The organism is Acidovorax sp. M14 (genome assembly GCF_049331375.1).
In the GTDB taxonomy this organism is placed as follows: domain Bacteria; phylum Pseudomonadota; class Gammaproteobacteria; order Burkholderiales; family Burkholderiaceae_C; genus Acidovorax.
In genome coordinates this window covers 4,249,266-4,271,737 of record NZ_CP186263.1, presented here as the reverse complement: position 1 = coordinate 4,271,737, position 22,472 = coordinate 4,249,266, and the positions used below count along the sequence as shown (strand labels likewise).

Here is a 22,472-nt window from a genome sequence, read left to right as displayed (position 1 = left end):
TGGAGGGAGACCCGACCGAATCACGCCCCCATGGGGGCCCGCTGGAGACCGATGCGCATGTGTGGAGCCGAACTGAAAAACCTACCCGAGGGCGTACAGCGTGTGGCTGCCGAGCTGCAGCGGCTCGGCCACCCGCACCTGCCGCAGATGCTGGACGATGCCGCGCGCACTGCGCAGCAGGCCGCTGATGCGCTGGGCATCCTGGTGGGGCAGGTGGCCAAGAGCATCATCTTCCGGCGCAAGAGCGACGATGCAGCGGTGCTGGTGGTCACATCGGGCGACCGTCGCGTGGACGAGAAAAAGGTGGAAGCCCATGTGGGCGGCAAGATCGGCCGCGCCGATGCCGAGTTCGTCAAGTCGCGCACCGGCTTTTCGATTGGCGGCGTGTCGCCCGTGGCACATGCCACGCCGCCGGTCACACTCATCGACCAGGACCTGCTGCGCTTTGACGTGGTGTGGGCCGCAGCGGGCCACCCGCATGGCGTGTTCCCCCTGCACCCCAGCGACCTGCAGCGCCTGACGGGCGCTCCCGTGGTGGACGTGGTGCAAGCGCCTGTGGCGGACACCCCCGCGCCCCAGGTGGCCGCATGAATGCTATTGATTTGCTAGCTGCCAAGGCAAAAGACGCTAGCGCTACCGGCCATTTTGACCCCCAAAGCACCGAGCCGGTGCCCTCGCCCTGCATCTCGGTGTGCCGCATGACGCCCGACCGCAGCCACTGTGAAGGCTGCTTTCGCACGCTGGATGAAATCCGTGCCTGGTCGCGCGCCGACGCCCCGCAACGGCGCGCCATCTGGGCGCAGCTGTTGCAACGTGCGGGTATTGCCTGGCCCGTGCCGGAGACCGAAGCATGAAGCGCATCACGTTCTACCTGGACTTCATTTCGCCCTATGCCTGGCTCGCGTTTGAGCGCTTGCCTGAAGTGCTGGAAGGGCTGACCTACAGCGTGACCTACCAGCCCGTGCTGCTGGGTGCCCTGCTGCAGCAGCACGGCAACCCCGGCCCTGCGGGCATTGCCCCCAAGCGCGACTGGACCTACCGCCACGTGACCTGGCTGGGCCATGCGCAGGGCACGCCACTGCAGATGCCGGCGCGCCACCCGTTCAACCCGCTGCCCTTGCTGCGCCAGGCCCTGGCCTGCAGCGACGACGGCAGCATCAACCGCTACGTGGCGGGCACGGTGCTGCGCCACGTGTGGCAGGGCGGTGGGGACGCGCTCGACCCCGCGCGGCTGGCCGCGCTGGCCGAGGCGCTGGCGGAGCAAGTGCGCCCCGGGCAGGATGTGAACAGCGACGGCCCCAAGGCCTTGCTGCGCGCCAACACCGAGGCCGCGCAGGCCGCCGGTGTGTTTGGCGTGCCCGCGTTCGGGGTGGACGGCAAGTTGTTCTGGGGGCTCGACGGCCTGCCCATGCTGCGTGCCTACCTCGACGGCGACGCCTGGTTCGGCGGACCGGCCTGGGATGCTGTCAGCCAGCTCCCATCGGGTTTACCCGGCAAGCGCTGAGCAATTTCCGGATGCTGAAAGGGGTGCTGCGGGTTTCACCCTAAGTTGTCAGAGAGCGGTCAGTTTGATGAAAGCTCGTGTTGGTTTCGTGTCAGAGGGTGGTCAGTGCCATACAAAACAATGGCCTCAGCCCGCCGCAGTGCGGTCTGTAACACCAATAGGAGACACACACCATGGCAACTGTTCATCCCGCACCGCGGCCGATGTCGCCCGAAGAGAGGAAGGTCATCTTCGCCTCGTCGCTCGGCACCGTTTTCGAGTGGTACGACTTTTACCTGTACGGCTCGCTCGCAGCCATCATCGCCAAGCAGTTCTTCAGCGGTCTGGATGCCGGTTCGGCGTTCATCTTCGCGCTGCTGGCGTTTGCGGCGGGCTTCATTGTTCGCCCCTTCGGCGCCATCTTCTTCGGCCGCCTGGGCGACATGATTGGCCGCAAGTACACGTTCCTGGTCACCATCCTAATCATGGGCCTGTCCACCTTCATCGTGGGCATCTTGCCGACTTATGCGTCCATCGGTGTGGCCGCTCCAGTCATCCTGATTGCCTTGCGCCTGCTGCAAGGCCTGGCACTGGGCGGTGAATACGGCGGTGCTGCCACCTATGTGGCCGAGCACGCTCCGCACGGCAAGCGCGGCGCCTACACGGCCTGGATCCAGACCACTGCCACGCTGGGTCTGTTCCTGTCGCTGATGGTGATCCTGGGCACCCGTACCGTGCTGGGTGAAGAAGCCTTTGCCGACTGGGGCTGGCGTGTTCCGTTCATCGTGTCGATCCTGCTGCTGGCCATCTCCGTCTGGATCCGTTTGTCGATGAACGAATCGCCGGCCTTCCAGAAGATGAAGGCCGAAGGCAAGACCTCCAAGGCTCCGCTGAAGGAATCCTTCGGTGAGTGGAAGAACCTCAAGATCGTGATCCTGGCACTGGTGGGTCTGACCGCCGGTCAGGCCGTGGTGTGGTACTCGGGCCAGTTCTATGCGCTGTTCTTCCTGACGCAAGCACTGAAGGTCGATGGCGCCACCGCCAACATCTTTGTGGCCGTGTCGCTGCTGATCGGTACGCCGTTCTTCATCGTGTTCGGTGCCCTGTCCGACAAGATCGGCCGCAAGCCCATCATCCTGGCAGGCTGCCTGCTGGCCGCGCTGACGTACTTCCCCGTGTTCGGTGCCCTCACCAAGGCGGCCAACCCCGCTCTGGCTGAAGCCCAGGCCAAGAACAAGGTGGTGATCACCGCCGACCCTGCCGAGTGCTCGTTCCAGTTCAACCCCACAGGGACCACCAAGTTCACCAGCTCGTGCGACATCGCCAAGCAGGTGCTGGCTGGTGCTTCGGTGAGCTATGAAAACGCTGTGGCACCCGCCGGCACGGTGGCGACCATCAAGATTGGCGAAACCGCGATCCCCTCGTACTCCAGCAAGGGCCTGAGCGCTGACGAAGCCAAGAAGAAGGACGCCGAGTTCAAGAAGCTCGTGGCCGACGACCTGAAGGCCGCTGGCTATCCCACCAAGGCTGACCCAGCCCGCATCGACAAGGTGATGGTCACCATCATCCTGACCTACCTGGTGCTGCTGGTGACCATGGTGTACGGCCCCATCGCCGCCATGCTGGTCGAAATGTTCCCCACCCGCATCCGTTACACGTCCATGTCCCTGCCGTACCACATCGGTAACGGCTGGTTCGGCGGCCTGCTGCCCACCACGGCGTTTGCCATCGTGGCCCAGACCGGCAACATGTACAACGGCCTGTGGTACCCCATCATCATTGCCGGTGCTACGGTGGTGATCGGTGGCCTGTTCATCAAGGAAACCAAGGACGTTGACATCTACGCCAACGACTGATCGTTACTGACCGGTGTACAGGGCCCGTCCCGCAAGGGTCGGGCCCTGTGTTCCATCAAGGGGCTTGTACCGCGCACCAGTACAAACCACAACCCTGGGGATGCTGTGCATGATTCGAGCGGTAAGTGTGCGCTGCGGATCGGGATGGGCTGCAAGGCGCAAAACGCAGCAATAGCCGTAGCTATTGCGAGTATTTGCAACGCGGCAGGCCACCCGAGCCCGCAGATGCACACGGCGCGACGAATCGTGCACGGCATCCCGAGCCAGGCCCCTTGATTGAACAAACCCATCCCAGGAGATATTGATATGTGGAAGATTGTTGTTGGCTTCGTCTTGTTTGCTGCTTTGTCGATGTACGTGATCATCACGGCGGGCGACAAGGCCGACATGGGCGGTGAAAAGCACGGTGCCGATGCGGTGCACGCGCCCGAGGCCCCTGCGAGCGCTGCGGCACCTGCTGCCGCACCTGCACCCGCTGCGGCTCCTGCCTCGGCTGCCAGCGCGCAATAAGCACGTTGCCCGGCATGACAAAGGCCCTGCCAGCAACCGCTGGCAGGGCCTTTTTTGCGGTGACCTGAGGCTCGGGAGCGTGTGCCGTGTCAGCGCTTGAAGCGGCCGTCCGTGCCGATGATGGACAGGTCCGAGAAGTCCAGCCCGCTGTGGTCGGTAGGGCTGTAGCTCAGCTCCATGCCGCCCAGATCCCACTTCTTGATACTTTCCAACCCCATGTGGAGTTTGGCGCTGTCGGGCTTGGCGCCTGCACGTTTGAGGCCTTCCACGAGTACCTTGGCGCTCACAAAACCCTCCAGCATGGCGGGTGTCAGGTCGCCGATGTTCTTGGCCTTGGCCAGGTCCATGGCCTCCTTGACCACGGGGTAGTTGAGCGAGCGCTCCGACGGGAACACCTGCGTCACCACCACGCCCCGGGCCTGATCGCCCAGGGCCTTCACAAACCCGCCCGACGCGTTGTTCGACAGCGTGACGATCTGGCCGGCAACGCCCGCAGCGCGCAGGGCCTTGATGCCATCGACCACCGCCGCGCCCGTGCCGATGAAGATCACCGCCTGGGGCTGCTTGCCGGCCACGCGGGGTGCGATGGCACTGTAGTCGGGCTTGGCGCGGTCAAACTTCTCGATGAACAGCGCCTCGATGTTGTTGGCCTTGAAGCCGGCCTGGGCGCCCGCCAGGCCGTCCGCGCCAAACGTGTCGTCCACATGCACCACGCCAATGCGCTGGATGCCCAGCGTGTGCAGGTGCGAAATGGCCTTGGTCACCTCGCGCTGGTAGGGCGCACGCACGTTGAACACGTATTTGCTCACCGGCTGGTGCAGCGCAATCGCTCCGGTGGACGGGCCCACCAGCGGCACGCCATGCTGCTCCAGCACCGGGATGATGCCCTGCGTGTGGGGCGTGCCCCGGGTCATAAACATGCCGATCACGCCCTTTTGTTCAATCAGCGTGCGGGTGTTGTCCAGGGTCAGCTTGGGGTCGAACTTGTCGTCCAGCGACAGCACCTCCACCTTCTGCCCGCCCACGCCGCCCTTGGCGTTGATGTGGTCGATGTAGAGGGCGGCGCCCTGCATGGATTCGGCCACCGTGGCGGCGGCCGAGCCGGTGATGCCCACCGTCTGGCCGATCAGGATCTGTGCGTGGGCGGAACCGATGCCCAGGGCGGCAGCCAGGGCGCAGAGCGCACCGGCCAGGCCAGTTTTTTTCATGGGGTTGTCTCCTGCGTGTGGAGCGCCCGAGTGTAGGCAGGCTCCCGCGCGGGACAACTGTAAAAACGCGTAGACCTAGCGCCCAGGCGCTCAGCGGCGGAAGCGCCCGTCCGTGCCGATGATGGACAGGTCGGCAAAGTCCAGTCCGGTGTGGTCTTCGGGGCTGAAGTTCACCTCCAGCCCGCCCAGGTCCAGTTTCTTGATGCTTTCCAGCGCGGTCTGGATCTTGTCGCGGGTGGGCTTGGGGCCCGCGCGCTTGAGGCCTTCGACCAGCACCTTGGCGGCGGCAAAGCCCTCCAGCATAGCGGGGCTGATCTCGGTGAGCCCCTTGGTCTTGGCCAGCTCCTGGGCTTCCTTCACCATCGGGTAGGTCACGGCCCGCTCATTGGGGAACACCTGGGTCACGATGACACCCCGTGCGTTGGCGCCCAGACTCTTGATGAAGCCGCTGGAGGCGTTGTTCGACAGCGTCACGATCTGCGCGGCCGAGCCCGCCGTGCGCAGCGCGGTGGTGGCGTCCACCACCGCAGAGCCCGAAGCCACCATCAACACCGCCTGCGCGTCGGCCTTGGCTACCTTGGCGGCAATGGGGGCGAAGTCGGGTTTGGCGCGGTCGAACTTTTCGGACACCACGGCGGTCAGCTTGGCGGCTGCCAAGCCCTTTTGTGCGCCCTGGATGCCGTCCGCCCCAAAGCTGTCGTCCGCATACACCAGCGCCACGCGGCTGATGCCCATGGAAGCGAGGTGGGTGATCGCCTTTTCGGCCTCGCGCTGGTAGGTGGCCCGCACGTTGAAGATGTATTTGCGCACCGGCTGGTGCAGCACCATGGCACCCGTGGACGGCGCCACCAGCACCACGCCGTGCTTGTCCAGCAGGGGCAGGATGGCTTCAGTGTGCGGGGTGCCCCGGTTGAGGAACAGGGCCAAGACGTTCTTGTCCTCGATCAACGTACGGGCGTTTTCCGCTGCCAGCTTGGGGTCGAACTTGTCGTCCAGGGAGATCAGCTCGATCTTCTGGCCGTTGACGCCGCCCTTGGCATTGATGGCATCGATGTACAGCAGTGCACCATCGGTGGTCTCCTTCACCCCGGCGGCGACCTGGCCGCTGAACCCTGCTGTCTGGCCGATCAGGATCTGGGCGTGGCTGGCTGCACTGGCCGCCAGCGCCAGGACCAAGCCCGCCGCCCGCAGTTGCCATTGTTTTGTCATGGCGGTCTCCTCTTGTTTTGTGTGGAGGCCGCAGTCTAGCCGGATGTTCCCGGCCAGAACACCCGCTTTTCCCTAGCCGCTGCTCCATTGCGCGTGCTTTGTCCATGGTCAAAAGCACCGCAGTGCGCCTCGGGGGTAATCGGCGGGCGCAGGCGCAAACCCGGAGTGCGTCCCTAGAATGTCCCGCCTCACCCCAGAAAGACCGCCTCCATGACCCAGGGACAGATCCGTATCCGTGGCGCACGCCAGCACAACCTCAAGAACCTGGACCTGGACATCCGCACCGGCGAACTGACGGTGGTGACGGGCCCCAGCGGTTCGGGCAAATCCAGCCTGGTGTTCGACACGCTGTATGCCGAAGGCCAGCGCCGGTACGTGGAGACCTTCAGTGCCTACGCGCGCCAGTTCCTGGACCGCATGGACAAGCCCGCCGTGGACAAGGTCGAGGGCGTGCCCCCCGCGATTGCCATCGACCAGACCAACCCCGTGCGCTCCAGCCGCTCCACCGTGGGCACCATGACGGAGCTGAACGACCACCTCAAGCTGTTGTTCGCGCGTGCGGGCCAGCTCTTTGACAAGCAGACCGCGCAGCCGGTGCGGCACGACTCGCCAGAGACCATTTACGCGGAGCTGCAGCGTCGCAGTGCCGAGGCAGGCGACCCGCGCATCGTGCTGACCTTCCCCGTGGAACTGCCGGGGGGCACCTCCGCCGAACAGGTCGAGCAATGGCTGTCCGCCAGCGGCTTCACCAAGGTGCAGGCTGAGCGCGAGGTGGCCACGCCCACCGGCCCGCGCAAGGTGCTGGACGTGGTGGCCGACCGCTTCCGCCTGGGCAATGCCGAGAAGGCGCGCGTGATCGAGGCCATCGAGGTGGCGCTCAAGCGTGGCACGGGGCGGCTGAATGTGTACCGCCTGGTGGATGAGGGAGAGCCGGAACTGTGGAGGTTCTCGACAGGCCTGCATTGCCCCGACAGCGACTTGCGCTACAGCGACCCCATCCCCTCGATGTTCTCGTTCAACTCGGCCGTGGGCGCGTGCGAGAGCTGCCGGGGCTTTGGCCGCGTGATCGGCGTGGACTACGGCCTCGTCATCCCCAACGACAAGCTCACGCTGCGCGCGGGCGCCATCAAGACGATCCAGACCCCCGCGTGGCAAGAGGCACAAGACGACCTCATGCGCCATGCCGAAGCCGCAGGCATCCCGCGCGACACGCCCTGGTACAAGCTCACCGACGACCAGAAGAAATGGGTCATCAACGGCGCCCCCGGCTACAAGGACGGCCAGTGGAGCAAGCAGTGGTACGGCATCAAGCGCTTCTTTGAATACCTGGAGAGCAAAGCCTACAAGATGCACATCCGCGTGCTCTTGTCCAAGTACCGCAGCTACACGCCGTGCCCCACCTGCGCGGGGGCGCGCCTCAAGACCGAAAGCCTGCTCTGGCGCATCGGCCGCAAGGAAGACGCCGACGCGGTGCTGGAGCCCGCCAAACGCTTCTTGCCCGAGGGCGTGCAATGGAGCCGTGAGCAACTGGAGGCCTTGCCTGGCTTGTGCCTGCACGACCTGATGCTGCTGCCCATTGACCGCCTGCGCCAGTTCTTTGCGCGCATGCAGTTGCCGGTGGGGGACGACGCCAAGGGCGGCGACGCGCCAGCGCTGAAACTGCTGCACGAAGAGATCACCACCCGCCTGCAGTACCTGTGCGACGTGGGCATTGGCTACCTCACACTCGACCGGCAAAGCCGCACGCTGAGCGGTGGCGAAGTGCAGCGCATCAACCTCACCACGGCGCTGGGCACGTCGCTGGTCAACACGCTGTTCGTGCTGGACGAGCCCAGCATCGGCCTGCACCCGCGCGACATGCACCGCATCACCGAGGCCATGCTCCGCCTGCGCGATGCGGGCAACACGCTGGTGGTGGTCGAGCACGACCCTGCCGTCATGCTCGCGGCCGACCGCATGATCGACATGGGCCCCGGCCCGGGTCGTCTGGGCGGGCAGATCGTGTTCGACGGCACCACCGCCGACTTGCGCAAGGCCGACACCCTGACGGGCGCCTACCTGGGCGGCCGCAAGCATGTGGGCTTTGGCTTCAAGCGCATGGTGACGGAGTCAACCCCGCGCCTCATCCTTGAAGGTGCACGCGAGCACAACCTGAAGGATGTGACGGTCGAATTTCCGCTGCAGCGCCTGGTCACCGTGACCGGCGTGAGCGGCTCGGGCAAGTCGAGCCTGATCCAGGATGTACTGGCCCCCGCGCTGCTGCGGCACTTTGGCAAGGCCACCGACAGCCCCGGCGCGCACGACCGCATGCTGGGTGCGGACCATCTGTCGGACGTGGTGTTCGTGGACCAGTCTCCCATCGGTAAAACTGCCCGATCCAACCCCGTGAGCTATGTGGGCGCGTGGGACAGCATCCGCGAGCTCTTCGCCGTGGCGCCGCTGTCCAAACAACGCAGCTACACCGCTGCCAAGTTCAGCTTCAACAGCGGCGACGGGCGCTGCCCGACCTGCGGCGGCTCGGGCTTCGAACATGTGGAGATGCAGTTCCTGTCGGACGTGTATCTGCGCTGCCCGGACTGCGACGGCAAGCGCTACCGCCCCGAGATTCTGGAGATCACCATCGAGCGCGGCGGGAAGACGCTGAACGTGGCTGATGTGCTGGCGCTCACCGTGGCCGAGGCGGCCGCCGTGTTTGCCAACGACCGCGACGTGATCCGCGCGCTGCAGCCCATCGTGGACGTGGGGCTCGAATACGTGGCGCTGGGCCAGCCCGTGCCCACCTTGTCGGGCGGTGAGGCGCAGCGCCTCAAGCTGGCAGGCTTCCTGGCCGAGGCGGCAAAGACAGCTGCCAAATCCCGCCAGGCTGTGGCGCGCAAAGGCACGCTGTTCCTGTTCGACGAGCCCACCACCGGCCTGCACTTTGATGACATTGCCAAGCTGATGCGCGCACTGCGCAAGCTCATTGATGCGGGGCACTCGCTCATCGTCATCGAGCACAACCTGGACGTGATCCGCGCAAGCGACTGGCTCATCGACCTGGGCCCGGAAGGCGGCGATGCAGGCGGCCTCATCGTGGCCGAAGGCACGCCCGAAGACGTGCGGGCCCATGCCACATCCCACACCGGGCAGGCGCTGCGCGACTACGAACTGGCGCTGGGCGTGGGCGGCCACTCGGTGCACGAAAAAGCTGCGGTGCTACGAAAAAAGGAGCTTCTTGGGCAAGAGGGACGAGCGCAGGAGGCCAAAAATGCCATAGAAATCGTCAATGCCAAGGAACACAACCTCAAGAACCTGAGCGTGGACATCCCGCGCGGCAAGTTCAATGTGGTCACGGGCGTGAGCGGCTCGGGCAAGTCCACGCTCGCGTTCGACATCCTGTTCAATGAAGGCCAGCGGCGCTACCTCGAATCGCTCAACGCGTATGCGCGCAGCATCGTGCAACCGGCTGGCCGGCCCGAGGTGGATGCGGTCTACGGCATCCCGCCCACTGTGGCGATTGAGCAGCGCCTGTCGCGCGGAGGGCGCAAGTCCACCGTGGGCACCACCACCGAGGTGTGGCACTTCTTGCGCCTGCTGTACGTCAAGCTCGGCACGCAGCATTGCACCAAAGACGGCGCCGCCGTGCAGCCGCAAACGCCCGAGAGCATTGCCGCCCAGCTACTCACCCAGTTCCGGGGCCAACACATCGGCCTGCTTGCGCCGCTGGTGATGAACCGCAAGGGCGTCTACACCGAGCTCGCCGACTGGGCCCGCCCGCGCGGCTACACGCACCTGCGGGTGGACGGCAACTTTTTGCCCACCACCAAATTCCCGCGCATCGACCGCTTCAAGGAGCACACCATCGAGCTGCCTGTGGCCAGCCTCGATGTGTCGCCCGAGAACGAAGCGCAGTTGCGCACCGCGCTGGCCGACGCACTCACGCACGGCAAGGGCGTGGTGCACGTTCTCTCAGGCATTGCAGGCCTGCGCGAAGCTATGGAGGGCGGTCAGCCCACGGCGGGCATTGGTACGCTGCAGGCTTTTTCCACCAAGCGCGCCTGCCCCGTGTGCGCCACCAGCTATGCCGAGCTGGACCCGCGCCTTTTCTCCTACAACAGCAAACACGGCTGGTGCCCCGACTGCGTGGGCACGGGCGTCAAGCTCACCAAAGACCAGCGCAAGGTGTTTGACGACTCGGTGCAGGACGACAAAGAGAAAGGCCGCGAGCAGACCTTTGCCGAGCCCGAGGTGGAAGATCTGGCTGAAACGGCCTGCCCCACCTGCAGCGGCACCCGTCTGAACGCCACGGCCCGAGCGGTGCAGTTTGCAGGCGTGGGCATCACCGACATTGCCGCGCTGTCCGTCACGGACGTCCGCCGCTGGGTGGAGACCCTGCGCGTGGAGGGCGGCATGACAGCCCGCGAGGCCGACATCGCCCGCGACCTGGTGCCCGAGATCCAGAGCCGCCTTGAATTCCTCGAAGAAGTCGGCCTGGGCTACCTCACGCTCGACCGGGGCGCGCCCACATTGAGCGGTGGCGAGGCCCAGCGCATCCGCCTGGCTGCGCAACTGGGCAGCAACCTGCAGGGCGTGTGCTACGTGCTGGACGAACCCACCATCGGCCTGCACGCGCGCGACAACCAGATTCTGCTCAATGCCCTGCACAAGCTGGGCGACAAGGGCAACACGCTGGTGGTGGTGGAACACGACGAAGACACCATCCGCCGCGCCGACCACATCATCGACATTGGCCCGAGCGCCGGCAAGCGCGGCGGGCGCCTGGTGGCACAGGGTTCGGTGAGCGATCTCACGGCCGCAGAAGATTCACAAACCGGCCGCTACCTGCTGCACGCGATGAAGCACCCGCTGCAACTGCGCCGCAGCATGGTGGCAGGCGAAGTGAGCGCCGAGGCCACGGCCGCGTTTGCGCAGGCTGAAGCCGCAGCGCCCACCGGCCGCCAAAGCGCCGCCGTGAAGAAGCGCGCCGCCCAGGCCGCAGCCCTGGCGGCCGACGCACTCACCGAGGCCAAGGAACGCGCTGCCATGCGCTGGCTCACGGTGCACGGCGCGCAGCTGCACAACCTGCAGAACGTGACCGCCACCGTGCCGCTGCACCGCCTGGTGGCGGTGACGGGCGTGAGCGGCTCGGGCAAGTCCACGTTGGCGCGCGATGTGCTGCTGGCCAACGTGCAGGCCTGGGTGCAGCAGCGCAGTACCAAGGCCGGGCGTGATGCCATGGACGCTGGCAAGGCGCCGCCACTGGTCGGTTGCACGGGTCTGTCCGGCTTTGAGAGCATCGACCGTGTGCTCGAAGTGGACCAGACGCCCATCGGCAAAACACCGCGCAGCTGCCCCGCCACCTATATCGGCTTCTGGGACACCATCCGCAAGCTGTTTGCCGAAACGCTGGAGGCCAAGGCCCGTGGCTACGCGGCCGGGCGCTTCAGCTTCAACACCGGCGAAGGCCGCTGCCCCAGCTGCGAAGGCGCGGGCGTGCGCACCATCGAGATGAGCTTTTTGCCCGACGTGAAGGTGCCTTGCGAAACCTGCCACGGCGCGCGCTTCAACCCCGAAACGCTGGCCGTGACCTGGCGCGGCAAGAGCATTGGCGACGTGCTGCAGATGGAGGTGGACGAGGCGGTGGATTTCTTCGCCACCATGCCCAGCATTGCGCACCCGCTGCAGCTCTTGAAGGACGTGGGCCTGGGCTACCTCACGCTGGGCCAGCCGTCGCCCACGCTGTCCGGTGGCGAGGCGCAGCGCATCAAGCTGGTGACCGAGCTGACCAAGGTGCGCGACGAGGTCGGCCGCCGGGGCCAGAAGGCGCCGCACACGCTGTATGTGCTGGACGAACCCACCGTGGGCCTGCACATGGCTGATGTGGACAAGCTCATCCGCGTGCTGCACCGCCTGGTCGATGGCGGTCACAGCGTGATCGTGATCGAGCACGACCTGGATGTGATCGCCGAGGCCGACTGGATCCTGGACCTGGGACCGGAGGGCGGCAACGCCGGTGGCCGCATCGTGGCGGCCGCTACGCCCGAAGAGGTGGTGGCGGCAGGCACGCACACGGGCAAGGCGCTGGCGCCGGTGCTGGCGCGCTGAGGCGCCGAGGGCGGAGGGCAGAGGACCAGGGGCGCACATCCCTGTCGGCCTCTGTCCTACGTACAGCGCGGAACATGGCGCACGTGGCGCCTGGGTTGGTTTTCCTACGATGGGCTGCAGGGGATCGGTTCCCCACCTTCCATCCACATCCCAGGACACACCGCCATGAAAACGCTCCATTTCCTCAAGACCTGTACCGCGCTTGCGGCCACCTCTGTGCTGCTGGTGGCCTGCGGTGGCGGCAATGACGACGATCCATCCCCCAGCAACGAACCCGGCGTGCTCACGGTGAGCAACGCCACCGTTGATGGCCTGAACGGCGTCTACGGCAACGGCGCGCTCAACCTCACCGATGTGGACAAGAAGAACCCCATCGGCTCGGTGCCCGAGCTGTGCACCTTCCGCTTTGACGGTGCCAACAAGGTGGGCTCGTCCGCCACCGCGTTCGGCGACATCCGTTACCGCCCGGATGCCACCAGCCTGCACCAAGTGTTCCTGACCTTTGACGGCAAGGAATACGGCAGCGGCGAACCCACCGACACCGCTGTGGTGCGCGAGAGCGACCAGGTGCGCTTCACCGGCAAGACGCTGACGGCTTCCGACGGCTCGGGCGCCACGCTGCGCGTGAGCGGCATCGTGCCGATGCGCCCCAACCGCCCTGCGGGCTGCTAAGCCCAGCGCGCACCGCGCGTTCTACCGATCTCATTCGATCTCATTGCTTGTCTCCCTCCCCGGTCCTTCGGCCGGTTCAGCCCCTGCTGCCCTCGCAGCGGGGGCCTTTTTTTGGGGCATGGGGTGAGGGGCCCGCCGAGCTGGACGGGCGTCATCGCGGGGCCGGGACATTGAAGCTGGCGGCACAATGGGCCAAAGCGTGTGCGGTGTTGCCGTTGCGCTCTACGCCATTCGCAACTGATGTCCACACAACCCCCTGGCTCACCCACCGTGGTGTGGCTGCACCCTGAAGCACCGCCCAAGCCGGCCGAAGGCGCGCCCTGCAACGGCTGCGGTCTGTGCTGCCTGGCCGAGCCCTGCCCTCTGGGCGTGTTGGTGTCGCGCCGTCGCCGGGGCGCCTGTGCGGCCCTGCGCTGGAGCAATGCCGACCAGCGCTACTGGTGCGGCATGGTGGCCGACCCGGCGGCGGTGACGGGCATGACGCACCCGTGGGCGGTGCGTGCGATGTCGGCGCTGGCCCGGCGTTGGATTGCGTCGGGCATTGGCTGCGATGCGCGGCTGGACGCGCAGGTGTTGCCGCCGGGGCAATGACAGGATGCACTCCTGATTTGATAGCTGTTAGGGCGCTATGTACTAGCGCTACCAGACATTTTTATGGCTCTCTTCCATTTCGGGTGGAAAGCCACATTCCCCACCAGAGCCATGGTCAGGCCCTTGCTTTTTGCAAAGGACAGCCCGGCAGGTGAGTGAGCTTTCCCGCGATCAGGAACGCCATGGCGATGAAGTGATCGGTGGTGCCATAACCACGCGCCTTGGCCTTGGCTGCTTGCAGCAGTGAGTTCACCGCCTCCACATAGCCGGTGTGCAGGTGAGAGGCATCAAACGCCTGGAGTATTCCCGCCCAGTGCTGCTGGATGGTCTTGGCCAGATCAGTGAAGGGCCGCAAGCGGCTGCGCTGTGCCCATCGCAGCCACTTTTTGATTGCCAGCTCGCTTTGTGCAGCCTGAGTCTGAGCGAGCGCACTGCGGTAGATGTCCCGCAGCGCCTCCTTCATCCGCCACGCCCTGGCGGTCTTCAATCGGGTGCGGGGCAGCCAATCCATCTTTGCCTGCTCTTTGTCCGTCCACTTGGCTTTGTCCTTGAGCCAGCACCAACGCGTCTTCTTGAGCCAGCGCTCGCCCCGGGCCTCATCCCGCCGCACTGCGTCCACGGCCCGGTTGGCCAGTTGCACCACATGGAATCCATCAAAGGCAATGGCCGCTTGGGGCAAGTGCTGGCCAGCTCCTGCGATGAAGGCCTTGGACATGTCCATGCACACCACTTGGATGGCTTCGGCCTTGCCTTGGTGGCTCTTGAAGTCCTCGGTAAATCTCTGAACCGTGCTGGCATCCTTGCCGGATGTGGCGTAGATCAGTCGCGCTCGCTCTAGATCGTGCACCAGGGTGATATAGCTATGGCCTTTGGCGCAACTGGTCTCATCGATACCAATGACCGCCACACCCGCGTAGCTCTCCTTGGCGCGCGCCAAGCCAACATGGGCATCGATCTGGCGCCACAAGGCGTTGTCCGCGCAGCGCAGGATGCGCGCACACGCGGCCACCGGCATCTCACGGGCCAGCGTCAGAGCCAGCGCCTCGAACATGAGCGTGAAGCGGCTGCCCTCTCGCGCCCAGGGAACACTCAGCTGGCTCGTAGAGCCGCAGGCGCTGCACGACACCCGAGGCAGAGCGCAGTGCACGTAGGCTTCAAACTGAAAGAAATCCAGATGCCGCCAGCTACGCTGGCGGTGGTCATGCAGTCTCTGGTCAGCTGCGGCGCAAACGGGACAGGCTGCACTGCCGGATTGCCAGACCACGTACAGGTCGATGCGGCTGCGCTCGACGTCCAGTGCAACACGCTCCACAGCCCAGGGCGCGGCCAGCCCCAACGCTTGGCAGAACAACGCTTCTTGCATCGGGAGGGCTCCTGTTCAGGGGGTGTCAATGGATTTATTTGAACTGTAGTGTTCCACCCGAAATGGAAGAGAGCCATTTTTATGCCCAATGGGCCTGTGATGCGCTGGCGCAGACCGGTCGCACGCCGCTGGGTGCAAAGCTTGGCAGGGCACGACGGCGTGCTTCACGGGCATGGGGGACCTGGCACCCAAGCCACCAGAATGCGCAGAAAATTGCCGATCTGCCAGTTGCCCCGCCCACCATGACCAAGCTCGACGACACCGACCGCGAAATCATCAGCATCCTGCGCGCCGACGCCCGCACCCCGGTCGCCACGCTGGCGCAAAAGCTGCGCGTGTCGCGCGGTACGGTGCAAAACCGCCTGCACAAAATGGAAGAGAGCGGCGTCATCACCGGCTACACCGTGCGCCTGCGGCCCGATTCGGAACCCCAGCGCATCCGCGCCTGGATGAGCATTGCGGTGGAGGGCAACGCCGCCCCCGCCGTGATCCGCGCGCTGCGTGGCGAGCCCACCGTGGGCACACTGCACACCACCAACGGCCGCTGGGACATCGTGGCCGAGGTGCGCGCCGAGAGCCTGGAGGCGTTTGACGCCGCGCTTGGCCGCATCCGCCTCACGCCCGGCATTGCCAACACTGAAACCAGCATCCTGCTGTCCACCTACAAGGCGTGATGCAGCCCCAGCGGTGTACCAGCGCAAGGGCTGTGCGCTGGCGCCTTGGCGACATCGGCTAGGGGGTTTCCGCATACCCTCGTCGCGCGGCCGGCAGTCCAATGGCGACGTCCTTGTTTTTGCTTTTCAGGAGCCCGCCATGCAACGTCGCCAGATCATCCAATGGGGAGCCGCCAGCCTGGCCGCCCCCGCATTCCTGGCACAGGCCCAGAGCTTTCCCAACAAGCCCATCAAGCTGATCATCGCCTTCCCTGCCGGTGGCCCCACCGACATCACCATGCGGTCGCTGGCCGACAACGCCAGCAAGATCCTGGGCCAGCCCGTGATCGTGGAGAACAAGCCCGGCGCGGGCGGCACCCTGCCTGCGCAGCAGTTGCAAACGTCTCCAGCCGACGGCTACACGGTGGCGCAGATTCCGCTGGGCGTGTTCCGCCTGCCCTACACCACCAAGATCAACTGGGACCCGGTCAAGGACATCAGCTATGTGCTCAACGTCACCGGCTACGCGTTTGGCCTGGTGGTGCCCGCCGACTCGCCACTCAAGACCTGGACCCACTTCGTGGCCTGGGCCAAGGCCAACCCGGGCAAGCTGAGCTACGGCTCCACCGGCACCATGACCAGCCCGCACCTGACCATGGAACTCATCGCGCAGCAGCTGGGCATCGAGCTGCTGCACGTGCCCTACAAGGGCAGCGCGGATCTCATGCAGTCCATCCTCGGCGGGCAGATCATGGCAGCAGCCGACTCCACCGGCTTTGCGCCGCAGGTCGAGGCCGGCAAGCTGCGCGTGCTCAATACCTGGGGCGCCGAGCGCCTGGCCAAGTTCCCCGATGCGCCCACACTCAAGGAGCTGGGCCTGAACCTGGTGCAGAACTCGCCCTTTGGCATCGGCGCGCCCAAGGGCACGCCTGATACAGTGGTTAAGCGCCTGCACGACGCCTTCAAGCAGGCCATGGAGCAGGACAGCTACAAGACGGCCCTCGCCCGCTACGACATGGTGCCGATGTACATGAGCACGTCGGCGTACAAGAAGTTTGCGCAGGACACCTTCACCCGCGAGAAGGCGCTGGTCGAGAAACTGGGCTTGGCCAAACCCACCTGAGGCCACGCCCTTCGGAGGGGGCAATGCGTTCCGTGTGATGATCCGCAGCATTGAACGGAACTCACACACGATATGGCATCCCCCTCCGACAGCATCAGCATGGCCCTGTTCTGCGACTTTGAAAACGTCGCCCTGGGCGTGCGCGATGCGCAGTACGAAAAGTTCGACATCAAGCCCATCCTGGAGCGCCTGCTGCTCAAGGGCTCCATCGTGGTCAAGAAGGCCTATTGCGACTGGGAGCGCTACAAGGGCTTCAAGGCCACCATGCACGAGGCGAATTTCGAGCTGATCGAAATCCCGCACGTGCGCCAATCGGGCAAAAACTCGGCCGACATCCGCCTGGTGGTGGACGCGCTGGACCTTTGCTACACCAAGTCGCACGTCAACACCTTCGTCATCATCAGCGGTGACTCGGACTTTTCGCCGCTCGTGTCCAAGCTGCGTGAGAACAACAAGCAGGTGATCGGCGTGGGCGTGAAGCAGTCCACGTCCGACCTGCTGATTGCCAACTGCGACGAGTTCATCTTCTACGACGACCTGGTGCGCGAAAACCAGCGTGCCCAGGCCCGCCGCCAGAGCCCTGGCAGCAACCCGCCACCTGCGCCCCGCCGCAGCCCCGAAGAAGAGCGCAGCCGCAAGGAAAGCCAGGACGCGCGCCGCACCCAGGGCGTGGAGCTGGCCGCAGAAACTTTTGAGGCCCTGCTGCTGGAGCGGGGCGACACGGGCAAGATCTGGGCCTCGGTACTCAAGGAGGCGATCAAGCGCCGCAAGCCGGATTTCAGCGAAGGGCGCTATGGCTTCCGCACCTTTGGCAACCTGCTGGAAGACGCCCAGGCGCGTGGGCTGCTGGAGTTTGGGCGCGATGAAAAATCAGGCGCGTATGTGTACCGCAGCCATGGTGGGCCGAGCGCCCCAGCCGCATCTGCGCGGCCTGAAGGCACCGGAGAGCGTGGCAATGAGCGCACCAGCCAAGGCGGAGCGACACGGCACGATTTCCATGCGGTGGCGACGGCACCCGATTTGCGTTCTGACAACAGCGAAGGGCAGGGCGCACAGGGCCGCAGCCGGGGGCGTCGTGGTGAGGGTGCAGACCGCGCAGACCGTGGAGACAATCGCCCCGCGCAGCGCAACGAACACTTTGAGGCCGAGCAGGCCGATGCTCCCGCTGAGCGCCCAGCCAGCCGCTATTTCAGCCAGCCCGTGGCTCTTGAGGCGGTGCCGCCGGAGCCGGTGATCGATACCACCGCGCCACAAGCGCTGCGCTCCGAAGCAGAAGAGAGCGCGGAAACCCCGGAGGTCAGTGCGTCGACCGAGGCCGACCGCTCCGAAGCGGCTACCCCTCGCCGCAGCCGTGCGCGCAGTGGAGACAGCGCAAAGCCTGCCGCCAGCCCACGCAAGGCCGCCACGCCCCGTGCACGCGGTGCGCGTGCTGAGGGTGAAGCCGCCGATGCCACGGCCGCTGCGCCCGAGGACTCTCCTGCAGAGGCAGAAGGCACCACCTCCGCCAAGGCCCCTGCTGCCCGTCCCCGCAGCCGGGCCCGCAAACCGGCCGCCAAGCCCGCCGAGTAAAGGCTACCGGCCTGCGGCAGTCGCAGAGCGCCGCAGTGCCAGCCTTTCGCGCACTTCTTCGTAACGGGGGGGCGTGCAGCCCGCCCGCTCTACGCAATGGCTGGCACTCGCCAGCGCGTGGTGCAGCACGGTGCGCAAGCGGGCCTCCGTGATAGGCGCAGCAAGGCCCCTCGCGCGCAGGGCCAGTGCTTCTTGGCCACGTTCGGGTCCGGCCAACAAGGCGGTGATCAGCCCCGCCAGAAAACAGTCACCCGCACCCACGGTGTCCACCACCGTGATCGGTACTTCTTCGCGCGCATGCACGGCCAGCCCATCACGCTGCAGCAGCCAGGCACCTTCTGGCCCCAGGGTCAGGGCAAGCCATTGCGCCTGTGTTTGCTGCTGCAAATAGTGGGCACGTTCCAATGCGTTGGCGCCCGGCACCGCCAGCGCTTCCAGGTCGTCGTCGCTCACCTTGATGAGGTGGGCGTGCTGCAGGGCGGCCATCACATTGGCGCGGTAGGCGTCGGCGTCGTCCACGGCCGACAGGCGCAGGTTGGCATCCACCACCACCATGCGGCCTGCTGCGCGCTGCGCTGCCAGCCAGGGTTGGTAAACGGCAGCGTCCTGTGCCACCAGCGCCAGGCAGCCCGTGGCCACCACCTGCAGCTCAGGCAACGCGGCGCAGGCGGCCGTCAGTGCCGCTGCCGTCACCTGGCGGTCGGCCACGCCGTCGCGGTAGAAGCTGTAGCTGGCCTTGCCCTCGGCATCCAGCGCGGCCAGCGCCAGCGCGCTGGGCGCGCGCACCGGCGTGGGGGAGGCCAGGGCCACGCCCGCATCGTGCAGGCCACGCGCCAGTTGCCGCCCCTGCATGTCGCCCGACAGCGGGTTGAGGTACAGCGTGCCCACGCCCTGCAGGCCCAGCGCGCGCGTGAGGTTGTAGACCGCGCCGCCCGCGCAGGGTTTCAGGCGGCCGTCCGGCTCTTCGATCAGGTCAAACAGGGCCTCACCCGCCGTGGCCACGCGCAGCGGCCGTGGGGTGTGGGCGGGGGCAGAGCTGGCGGACTGGATAGGGAAAACCATAAGTAAATCCACTTGATTTATTAACTTGTCGACCACTATAGTTCGATCCCATCCACCCGACAAGAGTGGTTCACCTGCCAGCCGCGCAGCACGGGGCCGACAGGAATCTGCCATCCCAACACCTGGAGACAACGCCATGCAACGCATCCCCGCCTTCGCGCTTTCTGCCCTTGCCCTCACCGGCGCCCTGGCCTGTGGCCTGGCCCAGGCGCAAACGTCCGAGCCCGTCATCGGCCTCATCACCAAGACCGAGACCAACCCCTTCTTCGTGAAGATGAAAGAGGGCGCTACGGCCGAGGCCAAGAAGCTGGGCGCCAAGCTGGTGTCGGCCGCAGGCAAGACCGACGGCGACAACGCGGGCCAGGTCACGGCCATGGAGAACCTGATCGCCGCCGGTGCCAAGACCATCCTCATCACCCCCAGCGACGCCAAGGCCATCGTGCCCGCCATCAAGAAGGCGCAGGCACGCGGCGTGATGGTGATCGCACTCGACAGCCCCACCGAGCCCATGGATGCGACGGACGCGCTGTTCGCCACCGACAACTACAAGGCGGGCGAGCTGATCGGCCAGTACGCCAAGGCCGCCACCGCAGGCAAAAAGCCCGTGATCGCCACGCTGGACCTGTTCCCCGGCCACCCGGTGGGCGCGCAGCGGCACAACGGCTTTCTGAAGGGCTTCGGCCTGCAGGCCAACGATGCCAAGAGCAACGAGCTCTCGCGCCCCGCCGAGGTGGTGTGCATGGCCGACAGCTTTGGCGACCGCGCCAAGGGCCAGACCGGCATGGAAAACTGCCTGCAGAAGAACCCCGACATCAACATCGTCTACACCATCAATGAACCCGCTGCGGCCGGTGCCTACAACGCGCTCAAGGCGGCGGGCAAAGAGAAGAACGTGCTCATCGTCTCAGTGGACGGTGGCTGCGCCGGCGTGGCCGACGTGGGCAAGGGCGTGATCGCCGCCACCAGCCAGCAATACCCACTGCGCATGGCGGCCATGGGCGTGGCAGCCGGCGTGGAGTACGCCAAGACCGGCAAGAAGGTCAGCGGCTACACCGACACGGGCGTGACGCTGATCGCTGCCAAGCCCATGGCGGGCGTGGACAGCAAGGATGTGAAAACTGGCACCGACCTGTGCTGGGGCGCCAAGTAAGAGCCGTTCTCAAAACTCTTCTGGCGTCGTTGCTGCGTCTTGTCGTACTACCGTACTGCCTGCGACGCAGCGCCTAGCCAGAACCGCTTCGCTGAGTTTTGCGATCGGCTCCCAACCGACAACTGCTTTTTCTGAGCGCCACCTTTGTCCACCCGCACGGAGCCGCCATGTCCTCGACCGCTTCCAAACTACCGCCGCTGGCCACGCTGGGGCCGTTCATCGCGCTGATCCTGGCGTGCGCCTTTTTTGCCACGCAGAGCGAGCGTTTTCTGTCAGCGCAGAACTTCGCGCTCATCCTGCAGCAGGTCATGGTGGTGGCAGTCATTGCCATCGGCCAGACGCTGGTCATCCTCACGGCGGGCATTGATCTGTCGTGTGGTATGGTGATGGCGCTGGGCGGCATCGTGATGACCAAGATGGCGGCGGACTACGGCCTCTCGGCCCCCGTGGCAATTGCCTGCGGCATGGCGGTGACCATGCTGTTTGGTTTGGTCAACGGCCTCTTGGTCACCAAGATCAAGCTGCCGCCCTTCATCGTCACGCTGGGCACGCTCAACATCGCGTTTGCCGCCACGCAGCTGTACTCGGGTGCGCAGACCATCACCGACATCCCTGCGGGCATGACAGCGCTGGGCAACACCTTTCAGCTGGGGCAGACCGCCATTGTTTGGGGCGCGGTGCTGATGCTGGTGCTGTACCTCGTCACCTGGTTTGCGCTGCGCGAGACCGCGCCCGGCCGCCATGTATACGCCGTGGGCAACAGCCCCGAGGCCACGCGCCTCACCGGTATTGCCACCGACAAGGTGCTGCTGGGCGTGTATGTGCTGGCCGGCCTGTTCTACGGCATTGCGTCGGTGCTGTCGGTGGCCCGCACCGGCGCGGGCGACCCCAACGCGGGGCAGACCGAAAACCTCGACGCCATCAGCGCCGTAGTTCTGGGCGGCACCAGCCTGTTTGGCGGACGCGGCGTCATCCTGGGCACGCTGGTGGGGGCGCTGATTGTGGGTGTGTTCCGCAACGGGCTCACGCTGATGGGCGTGTCGTCGGTCTACCAGATCCTGGTCACCGGCATCCTCGTGATCCTGGCCGTGGCCACCGACCAACTCTCGCGCAAAGGAGTGCATTGATCATGACCAACTCCACCCACACAACGAAAGCTCCACTGGTGATGCAGGCCAAGGGCCTGGTCAAGCGCTACGGCCAAGTCACCGCGCTCGACGGCGCTGACTTTGAACTGCGCGCCGGGGAGATCCTGGCTGTGATCGGTGACAACGGTGCGGGCAAGTCGAGCCTGATCAAGGCGCTGTCCGGCGCCACCGTGCCGGACGAAGGCGAAATCCTGCTCGACGGCCAGCGCATCCAATTCAAAAGCCCCATCGACGCGCGCCGTGCGGGCATCGAAACCGTATACCAAGACCTGGCCGTGGCCCCGGCCATGACGATTGCCGAAAACCTGTTCCTCGGACGCGAGCTGCGCCGCCCGGGCCTCTTGGGCAGCGCGCTGCGCATGCTCGACAAAAAGAAGATGCTTGAAGAGAGCGTGGCCCGCATGGCCGAGCTGAAGGTCGGCATCCGCTCCATGACGCAGGCGGTCGAGACGCTTTCGGGCGGCCAGCGCCAGTGCGTGGCCGTGGCGCGTGCGGCAGCATTTGCACGCCACGTGGTCATCATGGACGAGCCCACCGCCGCCCTGGGCGTGAAGGAGGGCAACATGGTGCTGGAGCTGATCCGCCGTGTGCGCGACAAGGGCCTGCCCGTCATCCTCATCAGCCACAACATGCCCCATGTGTTCGAGATTGCCGACCGCATCCACATCGCCCGCCTGGGCAAGCGTGCGGCCGTGGTCAACCCCAAAAAGATCAGCATGAGCGATACCGTGGCCGTGATGACGGGAGCGATGGCCGCGTCTGATTTGCCTGCTGAATGCCTTGCCTGAAAC

18 protein-coding genes are annotated in these 22,472 nt (G+C 65.7%); 14 read left to right on the top strand and 4 right to left on the bottom strand.

The window, feature by feature from the left end; genetic code table 11:
• Positions 1-57 precede the first annotated feature (57 nt).
• The 5 genes from ACOYR4_RS19915 to ACOYR4_RS19895 all read left to right on the top strand — a co-directional run bounded on the left by ACOYR4_RS19915 (position 58) and on the right by ACOYR4_RS19895 (position 3,849).
• Positions 58-591, top strand: a complete 534-nt coding sequence (locus tag ACOYR4_RS19915; protein ID WP_110960405.1) for a YbaK/EbsC family protein — start codon at positions 58-60, stop codon at positions 589-591.
• The gene (locus ACOYR4_RS19910; RefSeq protein ID WP_209817915.1) at positions 588-854 is read left to right on the top strand and encodes a DUF1289 domain-containing protein; all 267 of its coding nucleotides are present in this window, start codon (positions 588-590) and stop codon (positions 852-854) included. Before ACOYR4_RS19915 ends, ACOYR4_RS19910 begins: the two co-directional genes overlap by 4 nt.
• Positions 851-1,504, top strand: coding sequence for a 2-hydroxychromene-2-carboxylate isomerase (locus ACOYR4_RS19905; RefSeq protein ID WP_422847806.1), 654 nt, complete (start codon positions 851-853; stop codon positions 1,502-1,504). The genes ACOYR4_RS19910 and ACOYR4_RS19905 overlap by 4 nt, the downstream gene beginning before the upstream one ends.
• 173 nt (positions 1,505-1,677) lie before the next feature.
• The gene (locus ACOYR4_RS19900; protein ID WP_015015744.1) at positions 1,678-3,339 is read left to right on the top strand and encodes an MFS transporter; all 1,662 of its coding nucleotides are present in this window, start codon (positions 1,678-1,680) and stop codon (positions 3,337-3,339) included.
• A gap of 306 nt (positions 3,340-3,645) precedes the next feature.
• Positions 3,646-3,849 (top strand): hypothetical protein, encoded by a 204-nt coding sequence (locus tag ACOYR4_RS19895; RefSeq protein WP_015015743.1) that lies wholly within the window; start codon positions 3,646-3,648, stop codon positions 3,847-3,849.
• Between the two features lie 89 nt (positions 3,850-3,938).
• Here ACOYR4_RS19895 and ACOYR4_RS19890 read toward each other — a convergent pair whose 3' ends face one another.
• Together ACOYR4_RS19890 and ACOYR4_RS19885 are read right to left on the bottom strand one after the other, a co-directional pair.
• Positions 3,939-5,057, bottom strand: a complete 1,119-nt coding sequence (locus tag ACOYR4_RS19890) for an ABC transporter substrate-binding protein (RefSeq protein WP_422847805.1) — start codon at positions 5,055-5,057, stop codon at positions 3,939-3,941.
• Between the two features lie 90 nt (positions 5,058-5,147).
• The gene (locus ACOYR4_RS19885; protein ID WP_110960327.1) at positions 5,148-6,266 is read right to left on the bottom strand and encodes an ABC transporter substrate-binding protein; all 1,119 of its coding nucleotides are present in this window, start codon (positions 6,264-6,266) and stop codon (positions 5,148-5,150) included.
• Positions 6,267-6,476: 210 nt separating this feature from the next.
• On the opposite strand from ACOYR4_RS19885, the gene uvrA reads away from it, so the two are divergent.
• From uvrA to ACOYR4_RS19870, 3 genes are all read left to right on the top strand, one after another.
• On the top strand, positions 6,477-12,350 hold the full coding sequence (gene uvrA, locus ACOYR4_RS19880; protein WP_422847804.1) for an excinuclease ABC subunit UvrA: 5,874 nt from the start codon (positions 6,477-6,479) through the stop codon (positions 12,348-12,350).
• Positions 12,351-12,515: 165 nt separating this feature from the next.
• Positions 12,516-13,022 (top strand): hypothetical protein, encoded by a 507-nt coding sequence (locus tag ACOYR4_RS19875; protein WP_295939928.1) that lies wholly within the window; start codon positions 12,516-12,518, stop codon positions 13,020-13,022.
• A 240-nt stretch (positions 13,023-13,262) separates the two neighbouring features.
• The gene (locus tag ACOYR4_RS19870) at positions 13,263-13,613 is read left to right on the top strand and encodes a hypothetical protein (protein WP_295939927.1); all 351 of its coding nucleotides are present in this window, start codon (positions 13,263-13,265) and stop codon (positions 13,611-13,613) included.
• Positions 13,614-13,728: 115 nt separating this feature from the next.
• On the opposite strand, the gene ACOYR4_RS19865 is transcribed toward ACOYR4_RS19870, so the two are convergent.
• Positions 13,729-14,976 carry an ISL3 family transposase gene (locus ACOYR4_RS19865; protein WP_422847186.1) on the bottom strand — a complete coding sequence of 416 codons (1,248 nt, stop codon included), beginning with the start codon at positions 14,974-14,976 and terminating at the stop codon, positions 13,729-13,731.
• 242 nt (positions 14,977-15,218) lie between these two features.
• Here ACOYR4_RS19865 and ACOYR4_RS19860 point away from each other — a divergent pair, with 242 nt between their 5' ends.
• The 3 genes from ACOYR4_RS19860 (at position 15,219) to ACOYR4_RS19850 (ending at position 18,321) form a co-directional block, all read left to right on the top strand.
• Positions 15,219-15,650: an Lrp/AsnC family transcriptional regulator gene (locus ACOYR4_RS19860; protein WP_015015737.1), complete on the top strand. Its 432-nt coding sequence runs from the start codon at positions 15,219-15,221 to the stop codon at positions 15,648-15,650.
• Positions 15,651-15,789: 139 nt separating this feature from the next.
• Positions 15,790-16,752 carry a Bug family tripartite tricarboxylate transporter substrate binding protein gene (locus tag ACOYR4_RS19855; protein ID WP_422847803.1) on the top strand — a complete coding sequence of 321 codons (963 nt, stop codon included), beginning with the start codon at positions 15,790-15,792 and terminating at the stop codon, positions 16,750-16,752.
• 72 nt (positions 16,753-16,824) lie between these two features.
• On the top strand, positions 16,825-18,321 hold the full coding sequence (locus ACOYR4_RS19850; protein ID WP_422847802.1) for an NYN domain-containing protein: 1,497 nt from the start codon (positions 16,825-16,827) through the stop codon (positions 18,319-18,321).
• A gap of 3 nt (positions 18,322-18,324) precedes the next feature.
• Here ACOYR4_RS19850 and ACOYR4_RS19845 read toward each other — a convergent pair whose 3' ends face one another.
• Positions 18,325-19,383 (bottom strand): PfkB family carbohydrate kinase, encoded by a 1,059-nt coding sequence (locus ACOYR4_RS19845; RefSeq protein ID WP_422847801.1) that lies wholly within the window; start codon positions 19,381-19,383, stop codon positions 18,325-18,327.
• Between the two features lie 136 nt (positions 19,384-19,519).
• Here ACOYR4_RS19845 and ACOYR4_RS19840 point away from each other — a divergent pair, with 136 nt between their 5' ends.
• The 3 genes from ACOYR4_RS19840 (at position 19,520) to ACOYR4_RS19830 (ending at position 22,469) form a co-directional block, all read left to right on the top strand.
• Positions 19,520-20,533, top strand: coding sequence for a sugar ABC transporter substrate-binding protein (locus ACOYR4_RS19840; protein WP_422847800.1), 1,014 nt, complete (start codon positions 19,520-19,522; stop codon positions 20,531-20,533).
• Between the two features lie 167 nt (positions 20,534-20,700).
• A complete protein-coding gene (locus ACOYR4_RS19835) occupies positions 20,701-21,660 on the top strand; it encodes an ABC transporter permease (RefSeq protein ID WP_422847799.1) in 960 nt (319 codons plus the stop codon).
• A gap of 2 nt (positions 21,661-21,662) precedes the next feature.
• Entirely contained in the window at positions 21,663-22,469 is an 807-nt protein-coding gene (locus ACOYR4_RS19830) for an ATP-binding cassette domain-containing protein (RefSeq protein ID WP_209817937.1), read from the top strand.
• Positions 22,470-22,472: the final 3 nt, after the last annotated feature.